The 12,252-nt window shown below is 48.4% G+C and carries 11 protein-coding genes; 3 read left to right on the top strand and 8 right to left on the bottom strand.

Annotated elements, in window-relative coordinates; translation table 11 throughout:
• Positions 1-5: 5 nt before the first annotated feature.
• The 6 genes from GQ52_RS13345 to GQ52_RS13320 form a co-directional block, all read right to left on the bottom strand.
• Entirely contained in the window at positions 6-2,516 is a 2,511-nt protein-coding gene (locus tag GQ52_RS13345; protein ID WP_047518760.1) for a methyl-accepting chemotaxis protein, read from the bottom strand.
• Positions 2,517-2,745: 229 nt separating this feature from the next.
• Positions 2,746-3,273, bottom strand: a complete 528-nt coding sequence (locus tag GQ52_RS13340; protein WP_024929880.1) for a TIGR00645 family protein — start codon at positions 3,271-3,273, stop codon at positions 2,746-2,748.
• Between the two features lie 126 nt (positions 3,274-3,399).
• Positions 3,400-4,437, bottom strand: coding sequence for a GTP-binding protein (locus tag GQ52_RS13335; RefSeq protein WP_047518338.1), 1,038 nt, complete (start codon positions 4,435-4,437; stop codon positions 3,400-3,402).
• Positions 4,438-4,624: 187 nt separating this feature from the next.
• Positions 4,625-5,668 (bottom strand): hypothetical protein, encoded by a 1,044-nt coding sequence (locus tag GQ52_RS13330; protein WP_047518336.1) that lies wholly within the window; start codon positions 5,666-5,668, stop codon positions 4,625-4,627.
• A gap of 112 nt (positions 5,669-5,780) precedes the next feature.
• A complete protein-coding gene (locus GQ52_RS14265) occupies positions 5,781-5,948 on the bottom strand; it encodes a manganese efflux pump (RefSeq protein WP_235273474.1) in 168 nt (55 codons plus the stop codon).
• A gap of 110 nt (positions 5,949-6,058) precedes the next feature.
• Entirely contained in the window at positions 6,059-6,577 is a 519-nt protein-coding gene (locus tag GQ52_RS13320) for a MarR family winged helix-turn-helix transcriptional regulator (RefSeq protein ID WP_047518334.1), read from the bottom strand.
• Between the two features lie 106 nt (positions 6,578-6,683).
• Here GQ52_RS13320 and GQ52_RS13315 point away from each other — a divergent pair, with 106 nt between their 5' ends.
• From GQ52_RS13315 to GQ52_RS13305, 3 genes are all read left to right on the top strand, one after another.
• Positions 6,684-7,853 carry an MFS transporter gene (locus tag GQ52_RS13315; protein WP_235273466.1) on the top strand — a complete coding sequence of 390 codons (1,170 nt, stop codon included), beginning with the start codon at positions 6,684-6,686 and terminating at the stop codon, positions 7,851-7,853.
• Between the two features lie 120 nt (positions 7,854-7,973).
• Positions 7,974-8,234: a YlcI/YnfO family protein gene (locus GQ52_RS13310; RefSeq protein WP_024929887.1), complete on the top strand. Its 261-nt coding sequence runs from the start codon at positions 7,974-7,976 to the stop codon at positions 8,232-8,234.
• Positions 8,234-8,530 (top strand): type II toxin-antitoxin system RelE/ParE family toxin, encoded by a 297-nt coding sequence (locus GQ52_RS13305; protein ID WP_242402202.1) that lies wholly within the window; start codon positions 8,234-8,236, stop codon positions 8,528-8,530. The genes GQ52_RS13310 and GQ52_RS13305 overlap by 1 nt, the downstream gene beginning before the upstream one ends.
• Here GQ52_RS13305 and GQ52_RS13300 read toward each other — a convergent pair.
• Positions 8,527-10,776, bottom strand: a complete 2,250-nt coding sequence (locus tag GQ52_RS13300; RefSeq protein ID WP_235273385.1) for an EAL domain-containing protein — start codon at positions 10,774-10,776, stop codon at positions 8,527-8,529. The two genes, GQ52_RS13305 and GQ52_RS13300, sit on opposite strands and share 4 nt — an antisense overlap.
• Before the next feature lie 81 nt (positions 10,777-10,857).
• Positions 10,858-12,063, bottom strand: a complete 1,206-nt coding sequence (locus tag GQ52_RS13295) for a cation:proton antiporter (RefSeq protein WP_019881993.1) — start codon at positions 12,061-12,063, stop codon at positions 10,858-10,860.
• Between the last annotated feature and the right edge of the window lie 189 nt (positions 12,064-12,252).

Below are 12,252 nucleotides of genomic sequence, written 5' to 3'. Positions count from 1 at the left end.
TGCGTTTAGTAATTATCCGTGCCAGTTCTACCCAGGCTGACGCGCTGTTGCGGTGCCCGGCTGATAGTGTCAGTCTCCAGTAACTGGTATTGGTTGACGGTGTCTTGCAGCTTCTCCGCCTGTGTCACTAGAGACATGGCCGCTGCAGCCGCTTCTTCCACCAGTGCCGCATTTTGCTGGGTGACTTCATCCATTTGCGACACCGCCAGGTTGATCTGCTCGATACCACTGCTTTGTTCAACGGATGCGACGGTAATTTCACCGATCAGCTGTGAAAATTTGCTGATGACGCTGACAAGTTCTTCCATCGTGCCACTTGCCTGTTCTACGTACTGTGAACCGTTGGCGACTTTTTCAGCCGAATCATTAATCAATACCTTGATTTCCTTGGCGGCGCTGGCGGAGCGTTGTGCCAGGTTGCGCACCTCGCTGGCGACCACAGCAAAGCCACGGCCTTGCTCACCCGCGCGGGCAGCTTCTACGGCGGCATTCAACGCCAGAATATTGGTCTGGAAGGCAATGCCGTCAATCACCGAAATAATTTCTTCAATGCGTGAGGAGCTTTCAGTGATTTCGGTCATGGTGGCCACCACTTTGCCAAACACTTCGCCGCCTTTGGTGGCAATGTCGTTGGCCTGGTCTGTCATGCCATGCGCCAGTTTGGCATTCTCGGCATTATTTTTCACATTGGTGGCAATTTCCTCCATGCTGGAGGCGGTTTCTTCCAGCGAGCTGGCTTGCTCTTCGGTGCGCTGTGACAAATCATTATTACCAAGTGAGATTTCTGACGCTGCCGAGTTGATGGTTTCGCCAGCCGCTTTAATGGTCGACAAGATGTTGCTCATGGTGTCGACAATCTCGTTGACGCCTTCACAGAGCAGCTTGATTTCGCCTTGCTTGTTAGCGGTCGCAATACGTTGGGTCAGGTCATGTGCCTTGGTCGCTGCGACCACTTCGGCCGTTTCGTGTACCGCTTGTGACATCGCCTGGGCTTCAGCCACTTTGGCGCTAATGTCGGTGGCATATTTCACCACTTTGAATGGTTTGCCTTCGTCATTAAAAATCGGGTTATAACTGGCTTGCAGCCAGATTTCCTTGCCGCCTTTACCTACGCGTTTATATTGGCCATCGTCGGCTTCGCCGCGGCCCAGTTGATCCCAAAACTGTTTGTATTCCGGGCTGCCTTTATAAGCAGCTTCAACAAACATCTGGTGATGCTGGCCAATGATGTCCTGTTTGCTGTAGCCGGTGACAGCGGCAAAGTTATCGTTCACGGCAGTGATCTTGCCTGTGAGGTCAAACTCAATCACGCCCATGACTTTACTGATAGCACTGATCTGCCCGGCAAAGTCTGCATTTCTCAGTTTTTCGACAGTAATGTCAGTCGCATATTTGACCACTTTGAATGGCTTGCCTTCGGCATCAAAAATCGGGTTATAACTGGCTTGCAGCCAGATTTCCTTGCTGCCTTTGCCTACACGTTTATATTGGCCTTCATCTGCTTCACCGCGACCCAGCTTGTCCCAGAACTTTCTGTATTCAGGGTTGTTTCTATAGGCCGCTTCAACAAACATCTGGTGATGCTGGCCAATGATTTCCTGTTTGCTGTAACCAGTCACAGCGGCAAAGTTGTCATTCACGTCAGTGATTTTGCCCGTGAGGTCAAATTCAATCACGCCCATGACTTTGCTAATGGCACTGATTTGCCCGGCAAAGTCCGCATTCCGGCGTTTCTCGGCAGTAATGTCAGTGGCATATTTGACCACTTTGAATGGCTTGCCTTCGGCATCAAAAATAGGGTTATAGCTGGCTTGCAGCCAGATTTCATTGCCGCCTTTGCCTATGCGTTTATATTGGCCTTCGTCGGCTTTGCCGCTGCCCAGTTTTTCCCAAAACAGTTTGTATGACTGGCTGTTTTTGTCAGCGGCTTCGACAAACATACTATGATGCTGGCCGATGATTTCCTGTGTGCTATAACCAGTGACAGCGGCAAAGTTATCATTGACGTCAGTGATCTTGCCTGTGAGGTCAAATTCAATCACGCCCATGACTTTGCTAATAGCGTCAATTTGCCCGGAAAAGTTGGCATTTCTGCGTTTGTCAGCCGTGATGTCAGTCGCATATTTGACGACTTTAAATGGCTTGCCTTCGGCATCAAAAATCGGGTTATAGCTGGCTTGTAACCAGACTTCTTTACCGCCTTTACCCAGACGCTTATATTGGCCTTCGTTAGGTTCGCCACGGCCTAAATTGTCCCAGAACTGTTTGTACTCCTGGCTGCTTTTATCAGCCGCGGTGACAAACATACTGTGATGCTGGCCAATGATCTCTTGTTTGCTGTAGCCAGTGGCGGCAGCAAAATTATCGTTAACGGCAGTGATGTTGCCTTTGAGGTCAAACTCAATCACGCCCATGACTTTGCTAATGGCTTCAATTTGCCCACGTAGGTCACTCGTTGGCTGTCGTTGCTCGGTCGATGAGGTGCTCTTCAGTTTATTCAGTATGGCCAGGCGCATGGTTTTTTTCTCCGGGTACTGCAACAATTAAATAGGTATCGTGACAATTATCTTCCTGCATTAAATCAAGATTGTCGGCAATATAATTGATGAAAGAAAACAGTGTTTTAGGGCCATTTCTTGAATAAGCAGCCGAGATTTACCTTTTATTGCGAAGTTGGTTGTAATCAACCAATGCAATAGGCAATAAAAAACCCGCCAGTGGCGGGTTCTGCGATAAAAAATAGCATTAGTGGTCGCTACTGCCATGTCCGGCAATTCTATCCATCCAGGCAAACAACACGCCGGTGATGATAAAGGTCAGGTGGATGCCAACCAGCCATGCCATTTGTTCGGTGGTGAAACTGGCCGTGCCTGAGCTCTGGTGCACAAAGGCTTTCAGCAAGTCGATGGCGGAAATCGCAACGATAGAGCCGATCAACTTCAGTTTCAGGCCGGAGTAATCAACTTTACCCATCCACTCCGGGCGGTCTTCGCTATCCGCAGTATCAATGCGCGAGACAAAGTTTTCGTAACCGCTGAAAATCACCATAATCAGCAAGTTGCCCACTAGGGTGATATCTACTAATGCCAGCAGGGAAAGCACGGTTTCCTGTTCGGAGAAGCTAGCCAAGTGTACGGCGATATGAAAGAACTCCTGGCCAAATTTCACCAGCAAAATAAACAAGCCACCCACCAGGCCCAGATACATCGGCGCCATTAACCAGCGGCTTTGGAAAATCCAGCCCTCTAAAATCTTTTCTAAATAACGTCCCATACAAACTCCAAATTAAAACACTGCGCTAATGCACATATCACTATTTTCCAGCATCAGTATGCTGACCTACTATGACGCCGCCATGATTGCAGCGTTCATTTCAAGCGCAACGATGATTGATGTGCACTAGAATTGCGTGAGCATCTCGCGCACAGCTTCCTCATCAATCCGCTTGCCAATAATCACAATCCGGCTAATCGGTTCTTCTTCGTCCCAACCTTCAAGCAGCGTAGGCGGGTAGGGCGTGAAATGCACCGCGTGTATTGCTAATGGCGCAGGAGCGTCTTCCACGTGCAAAATGCCTTTTAAACGCAGCAATTTTTCACCGTGCGTCTGGCACAGTTTAAGAATCACACCTTTAAAGTCAGACCACGTCATCGGCTTGGGTAAGTAGACGGTAAATGTGTTCACATCATCATGTGCAGGCGCTTTAGGTAGTGTGCCTTTCTTACCCGCGCTAAAACCGCTGGCGGGTGCGCGTAACCAGCGTTGCGGATTCGCCTGCTTGCTGGCGAAGTCAAACAACCCGACGTCAATAATCTGCATTGGGTCGATTTCGCCATGCAACACAAACTGCTGCGTCGCATTCGGGTTGATCTCGCTCAGCTTGGCTTGCAATGCGCTGATCTGTTCAGGCGTCGCCGTGTCAGACTTGGTAATCAGCAACACATCTGCGACGGCAGCTTGCTTAAGTGCTTCTTTCTGCTCTGCAATCTGATGTAAGCCGTAAGCCGCATCAATCGTCACTACCACCGCATCCAGGCGATACACCGACTCAATCACCGGCTCATTCATCAGGTTGGCTAAAATCGGGCCAGGGTCAGCCATGCCCGTGGTTTCAATCACCAGGCGGTTAAATTCCGGCACTGCTTGTAATGAGCGCTTAAAAAACAAATCGCGCATGGTGTCGGCCAGCTCGTTTTTGAGTGAGCAGCACAAACAGCCAGAACTCAACAACACCGTGTTATCGGCAATATGCTCGCTCTCAATGGTTTGCGAAATCTGGCTATTGGCAAAAATCTGGTCCAGGCCTGCTTCACCGAGCTCATTAATGATCACGGCCGTGTCTTTCATCGCCGGGTTATGCAGCAGCTTGTTGAGTAGGGTGGTTTTGCCACTGCCCAAAAAACCAGTGAGCAGCGTGACGGGGATACGTTTATCCATATAAATTCTAATAAAACGAGTGTGGCGTTATTTTAACGCGGATGGTTATTGGGATTGCTAAGTGTTTCGAGTTATATGGAGGTTATAGAATTAATCACAAGTGGATAGAAAGTAAAATGGATTTTAATCAAAACGAATCTCAAATTTCTATTTAATATGGTAGTTAAATAAAAACCTTAAGTTGAGTTTACTTCTTACCTAAATGACTTTCAATAGAATAGCGCTCCTTAAGAAGGTTGTTTTGCTTTAGAAAGTTCTCTTTGTCTTCATATTCTCGCTGAGTTACAGATTTCATTTTAGTGAGAGCTTCTAAACTAGTTTTATTAAGAATAATACTTTCGATATGTGGATCGCTTAAAAGCGGATTTATCATGTGCCTGTATGAGACTAAGTCCGAGTCTTTGAAGTTGAAGTGATTCAATAATTCATAAGCCTTTTGACTTTTATCAGAACATACATAGCAACGAATCAGCAGCATTTCATAAAAGGGAGATTCAGCTTTAAATATCTTAATTCCTTTTTTGCATTCTTTGATGCAAGCCGTGTAATTTTCGGAGTGAAACAATTGCAAAATTTTAGCGACTAAGAAATCTTTATCCTTTAATTTATTGGCGAAAATAATACCTCTTAATTTCTTAAAGTCTTCCTGTAAGTCTTTTGCAGAGTGTGCTAAGAATGAAACGGTTGGATCTGCTGGGTAGTATTTCCCGCGTGTGAAACTACTTTCAATATAAGGCATATATTTATGCAAGTTTGCATAAATACTTCTAATCAAAGTAACTTCGTTCGGGCTTAAAAAGTAATTAAATGAGTACAAACGATTAATAACAATATCAATTTCACTTACTTTTCTAACTAGTTCTTCACCAACTAATAAAAAGTTGTCTGCAACAGCAGAGTCATATAAATAGTCGCTGCTAATTACCTTATTTTTTAGGCCAACGGTTAATTCATCATAGGTGAGTGAACAGGCTTGAATTTTGTCTTGAAAATAAGATGGAGAATTATCTCTATGACGTAATAGGTAGTCAAAATAGTGAAATATGTGCATGTTCAACGTACGAAGATCATTCAAAACCCCTAATCCAAAGCTTTGCTTTCGTTTTCTTTCTGGTAGATATGAAAAAATTAGCCAGAAGATAAAGCCTGAAAAAATTGAACTGATGATTGGATATCCATACAGGTAGAAATTACCTGTTGGATTCAAAAAATCTGAAATCTGAATATTCATATTTCGATTAGTTTTTTATTTAATTTTTCTAACTTCAGTAAGTTAAGCTATTGGATTATTTTGCTAACACAATAAAAGCAGGGATTTATATGTGTCAGAATACTCTTTTAAATCATAAAGCATATACGAACCAATCGTATATCAGCACTAATCCACCAACAATCTCTGAACACTTCCCAAACATTAACCCCAACAACCGCCCAAGCATCACCCCAATTGTCACCATCGTAAAAGTAGCAAAACCAATCGCTGCAGCAGTAATCAATATATTCACATCCATAAACGCCAGGCTGGCTGACATCTATGCTGGTGGCGTCTGCAGTGAGGAGTCGGAGGTAGAAGGAGTGCTTGGTGAGTTTTTCTTCTTCGGGTTCTGCCGGTTGAAAGCGTTTATGTTGCTGGCTCATCCATCGACGCTTCCAGTACCGATAGCATCGTAACCAAATGCTTGTCCAATTGCTTACGAGATTCAGCGGGTAATAAGTAGAGTATGGCTTGCTCATTGGCAATATGGGCTTCAACAGCTTGATTGATCAGTTTTAGTCCAGCTTCGGTCAGTTGCACAAGCATGCTGCGCAGGTCTTCACTGCTTTTCACGCGCTCCACCAGCCCGACTTTTTCCAGCCGTTGTAGCCTATGCGTCATGGTGCCTGAGGTGACCATGAGTGAGGAGTAGAGGGCAGTTGGGGCCAGGCTGTAAGGGTGCCCCGCGCGCCTTAAGGTCGCGAGAACATCAAACTCCCAACTGGTCATGCCAAAGCTTTCAAAGGTCTCATCTAGCTTGCGCCTGAGTAGCATTTCGCAGCGTGCGAGGCGGCCAATCAAACCCATGGGACTTGGGTCTAGGTCGGGGCGTTCGCGTCGCCATTGGTTCATGATGTGGTCGACAGCATCTTCTTTTTTGCTCATGTTTGCTCCTGCATTTATCTTGACTTCAAGATAAATTAACCGTAGTCTGAATATATCTTGAACTCAAGATATGTGTGATATTAACCTACTGTGGGAGACGTGTGTGATGAAAGCAGGGCGCTGGTGGCTGATGGTTGCAATTCTGTTAGTCGCCGTCAATTTACGCCCGGCGATGGCGGCATTTGGCCCGTTGCTGGATTTGATTCAACACAGCACTGGCCTGGATGCGACAGGGGCAGGTTTGCTGACCACATTGCCTGTATTTTTAATGGGCCTGGGCGCCTTACTGTCGCAGTCTTTACGTCAAAAACTGGGTGAGGTGAACGGTGTTACCTTAGGGGTGGTATTGATTATGCTGGCTTGTGCCGCCCGCGGTTATTGGGGTTCAGCGTTGGCGATGTTAACCAGTGCTGCGGTGGTGGGGGTAGGGGTTGCGTTGGTACAAGCATTATTGCCCGGCTTGATCAAAGAACACTTTGGGGCGGCCACGGGCCGCATGATGGGTTTGTATACCACCGGCATTATGGGTGGCGCTGCCGTGGCTGCTGCAAGTGCTGCCCGGCTGAATGAAACACTGGGTTGGCAGCACACATTGGCCTTGTGGGCGTTGCCAGCATTATTGGCATTGATTGTCTGGATAACCGCCTCTGCGCAACGTCAACAACCAGCAGTGATTCAAACGCAACAAGCGCCCCAGTTTTGGCGCTATAGCAGGGCCTGGTCACTGATGCTGTTTTTCGGTATTGGCACCGGCGTATATACGCTGATTCTTGCCTGGTTGCCGCCGTTCTATGTCGAGCTTGGTCAAAGCCGCCAATTGGCCGGAGATTTACTGGCGGGTTTGACATTGACCGAAGTCATGGCGGGAATGATTGTGTCGGGCGTGGTGGGCAAATATCATGATCGCCGCCCATTGCTTTTTACCGCTTTGGGTTGCACGCTGGCCGGGCTGGCGGTGATGATTGTGGCCCCCATCAGCCTTGCATTCGTGGCCATGGTGTTGCTAGGGCTGGGGGTTGGGGCGTTATTCCCACTGTCACTGATTTTGGCGATGGATCATTGGGATGATCCCAGGTTCTCTGGTGACCTGGCGGCTTTTGTGCAAGGTGGCGGTTATATGATCGCCAGTTTAATGCCATTTCTGGCGGGTTGGGTGAAGCGCGAATTTACGCACTTGTCATGGGCATGGATAGGCGTGTTTGTGGCAGTCTTCTTCATCACCTTGCTTACCGCACGATTCTCACCGGCAAGTTATCGCAAGGCATTTTCTGGCTAATGGGTCATTACTATTGTTTTTGTTCGCATACCTGATAGCCGTGGCTTTTAGATATGCGTTGCAATCATTATCGGGTTTCATTAAGATTGTATTACAAATGAATTACATGTGAGGTGCTTGATGAAAACTGCGACCATTCCGGCTTTACGGGTAGAGCCGCAATTACGTGATGCGGTGGAGGGCGTATTGGCTGAAGGAGAAACGCTCTCAAGTTTCATGGAGGAGGCGCTTAAGGCGAATATCACGCGCAGGCAGCACCAGCAGGCATTTATTGCACGTGGCTTAGAGTCTGCAGCTATCGCCAGGCAAAATCAGGAATATTACAGTGCGGAGAGTGTGCTGGATGAGTTGCAGGCGATGCTGGATACGGCAAAACCTTGATGTACCGCATACGCTTTACTAAAGAGGCGCGTGAAGATTTAAAGCGCTTGTATGCTTTTTTATTAAATAAAGACCGGCAGGCTGCCAGGCAAGCGTTAAAAGCCATTCATCAGGCCATTGAGGCCGTCAAGTTTTTCCCCTATACCTGCCGCAAAGCCTTAGGTGATAATCCATTTTTAAGAGAGCTTGTCATTCATTTTGGCGCTTATGGTTATGTCGCTTTGTTTGAGATTGAGGACAACCAAACAATCACCATTGTTGCTGTAAGGCACCAGCGCGAAGAGGATTTTTTCTAGTCATGTTGGATAAGCTTTGCGAAATCTGCCGCTGGCAGCGGCTTCGAGAACAGATACCCTTGCACTTCATCGCAGCCAGATTCACGTAAATGCTTGAGCATGGCTTCGTCTTCCACGCCTTCGGCAATCACATCCAGATTCAAGGTGTGCGCCATTTGCACAATGGCGCGGACGATGGCGGCGTCATTGGGGTCAGTGTTGATATCGCGCACAAAAGATTGATCGATTTTGAGGCGGTCGATATTAAATTTTTTGAGGTAGGCGAGGCTGGAGTAGCCAGTGCCGAAGTCGTCGATGGCGAGTTTGACGCCTAGCTGTTTGAGGGTGTCGAGCTGGGCGAGCAGGTGGTCTATGTCTTCGAGCAGGATGGATTCGGTGAGCTCTAGTTCCAGCAGGCGCGGCTCGAGGCCGGTTTTTTCGAGCGCTTTAATAATTACCTTGTCTAAATTGCCGCGACGGAATTGCACGGCAGAGACGTTAACAGCAATCCTGAGTGGCGGCAGATCATTTTTTTGCCATTCCATCGCCTGGCGGCAGGCTTCTTCTATCACCCATTCGCCGATATCGACAATAAGGCCGGTTTGCTCGGCAATGGCGATAAATTGCGCTGGGGGTTGCAGGCCATTTTGCGGATGATGCCAGCGTATAAGTGCTTCGGCGCCGATCACTTGCGCGCTGCTAAGGTTGATTTGCGGCTGGTAGTGCAGTTCAAACTGGCGATGCGCTAGGGCTTCGCGCAGGCCATAGGCGATATTCAAATAGTGCAGGCTATCGTTGTTGAGCTTTTCGGTAAAGAAACGGGCCGTGTTACGGCCTTCTTCTTTGGCTTGCGACATGGCTTTGCGCGCGCGGCCAAACAGTTTTTCAAAGTCGTTGCCATCGGTGGGGTAAACGGCGACGCCGACTGAGCAGGAGGTGGAAATATTGTTACCGGCAAAGGCAAATGGTGATGAGATTTCGTTGAGCAGGGTATCGACGATATAGCTGATGGATTCATCATCGTGCATATTGTTGAGCAGGATAATGAACTCATCCCCGCCATGGCGGCAGATGCTGTCTGTTTCACGCAAACAGGCTTTGAGGCGCTCGGCAAATAGCCGCAGCAGCTTGTCGCCCGAGGCATAGCCTAATGAATCATTGAGGAACTTGAAGTTATCCAGGTTGAGCGCAAGCAGGCCGATTTTGCTGTTAGCCGCTGCGGCAATAGAGACTGCATTTTCCAGCCGGTCTCTAAACAATGTAATATCCGGCAGGCCAGTGAGGGCGTCGTGCGAGGAGAGGTACTGGATCTCTTTTTGCGCCGACTTCAGGTCACTGAGATCACTGAAGGTGCCAACATAGTGCGTGACTTCGCCGACGGTATTTTTGACTTCAGTGATAGACAGCCATTCGGGGAACACTTCTCCGTTTTTACGCCGGTTCCAGATTTCACCGCGCCAATGGCCAAAGTTGGTGACACTTTCCCACAGGTTGCGATAAAAGCCTGCATCGTGCAGGCCAGAGGAGAGGACTTTAGGCGTTTTGCCTTTAATGTCGTCGATGGTAAAGCCTTGCATCTTGGTGAATGCCGGATTCACAGACAAAATCACATGGTGAACATCGGTCACCATAATGCCTTGTTCGCTGCCTTCGAACACTTTTTCAAACTGGCGCAGGCTTTCCTGGTATTTATTGCGGTTGAGCGCGATGCCGATAATGGCTGAGCCGATTTCAAGCAGCATGCGGTGAAACTGGCTGGACTCGCGGTGCTCAAAGCTGGAGAGGGCAAAGGTGCCGATCACCCTGTTTTCGGCAGAAAAAATCGGGATAGACCAGCAGGATTTGACGTTGAATTCATAGGCCAGATGGCGAATGTCATGCCAGCGCTCGTCGGTAAAGGTATTGCTGACATATTGGACTTTTTGCTGGTAGATGACATTGCCGCAGGAACCGCCCCCCGGGCTGGGCCGCAAACCGTTGATTTTCTGGATTTGTACGGGAGTCAGGCTGGGCGCAGCATAGACATTGAGCAGTTCGTTGTTCTCGTCCATCAGCATGACGGAACTGAAGGCGTTGGTGAGCAGGTTTTCTGCCAGGCGGCAGATCTGGTTGATCACTTCCATGTGATCGGCACCACGCGCCACTGACTCCAGAATGGCACGTTGCAGGGTGAGCAACTGGTTTTGTTCTTCAATAGACAGCGGCCCGCTGTCTATGCGGGGGGGCGTTAGAACCGATGACGCTGAAACAGTAGGGTGTGCGCTCAAGGGGGTGTCCAGTCTTTTAGAGAATGGTTCGTTTGCTAATCAGTGTTCCTCTTTTGTCAATTGATGTCAATAGTCCTTAAACTAGCTGGCCTGCTTTTCCAGCTGCGGCATCACCCATTTGCGGAACATCAGTGGCGTAATCATGGTGGTCACTACCCCCATCAGCACCAGTACCGAGAACAAGTCCTGGCCAATAAAGCCGCGGTCATAGGCAATGCTGGCAATCACCAGCTCCATCACGCCGCGACCATTAAGAATAAAGCCGATGCCCAGTGAATCACTTTTGGAGAGACCGATAAGCCGTCCGCCCACCCACCCGGCGAGGATCTTGGTCAGGATAGACACCACCAGTACCACGGCAACAAACCAGAAGGAGTCGATGACTTGAACTTTGAATTCCAAGCCGAGGTAGGCAAAAAATACCGGTGCCAGAAAGCCGCCGGTAATCGAACTCAAGGTGAGCTCGAGTTCTTTGTAGCGTGAGGGCAGAAAAAACTTGCGGTCTATGAGCAAGGCGCCAAAAAATGCGCCGATGACAAAATGAAAACCAAGTGCTGCGCTGACTGAGCCAAAGATGAGTACCAGCAATAGCAGCAGGCCGAACAGGGCTTCATTGCCAATCAAATCAACCAGTTTCTCTGACCACTGGTCTATGCTGATGCCTTTTTCAATCACTTTTTTGATGATCAGGCTAACGCTGACGATCAATACAATCAGCAAAATCAGTTTCCAGCTGGCATGAAAAATAGCGCTCCCGACGGCCTGGTAGGATTTTTGTTCTGGCAGGTTAAGAATCACGCCCAAGACCAGCAGGGCCGCGATATCGTTAAAAATGGCAGTCGCGACTGAATAGCGTGCAATGTTGGAGTCCAGCAGCTTAAAGCTTTGCAGGATGCTGACGGTGACGGGCAATGCGGTAATCGATACGCACAGGCCAAGGAAAATCGTGCGGCTGACATCGAGGCCAAAACCTACGCCGACCAGAATGCCGCCGGTGAGCGGTAACAAAAAGCCCAGCAGCGCGATGACGACGCCCTTGCCACGCATGGAGTCGATCACCTCTTTGAAGTTCATCTCCAAACCGGCAGACAATACGATCAGAAATACAGCGAACTCTGAAATGCCCGACAGCGCAGGCGTCGGTGAAATCAGGTTGAAAATACTTGGGCCTAAAATCACCCCTGCCAGCATTTCACCAATAATAGCGGGTTGGTTAAAACGGCTGAATACTTGGCCTAGCAGGCGGGCGGTGACGATGAGGATAAGCAAGGTAGTCAGTAACGGCATGATGTTCTCTTGGTTTTTTTCACATGACAGCTGCCTGCGTCAGATGGATCTATCGGTCAAACTTAACATACAGTAAAAATACATTCTTGTATGTATGATTATTTGCAGTGTAATGCATTTGTGCCAATAGTGACATGCTTGCTTGCAAATTAGCTTGGTACTGTTGTGCTGAGGAGGGGGAGCCGTCTG

The sequence above is a fragment of the Methylophilus sp. Q8 genome, from assembly GCF_000800115.1.
Classification (GTDB): Bacteria; Pseudomonadota; Gammaproteobacteria; order Burkholderiales; family Methylophilaceae; genus Methylophilus.
The sequence above is the reverse complement of the archived record's forward strand: the minus strand, read 5'-3'. Positions and strand labels throughout refer to the sequence as shown.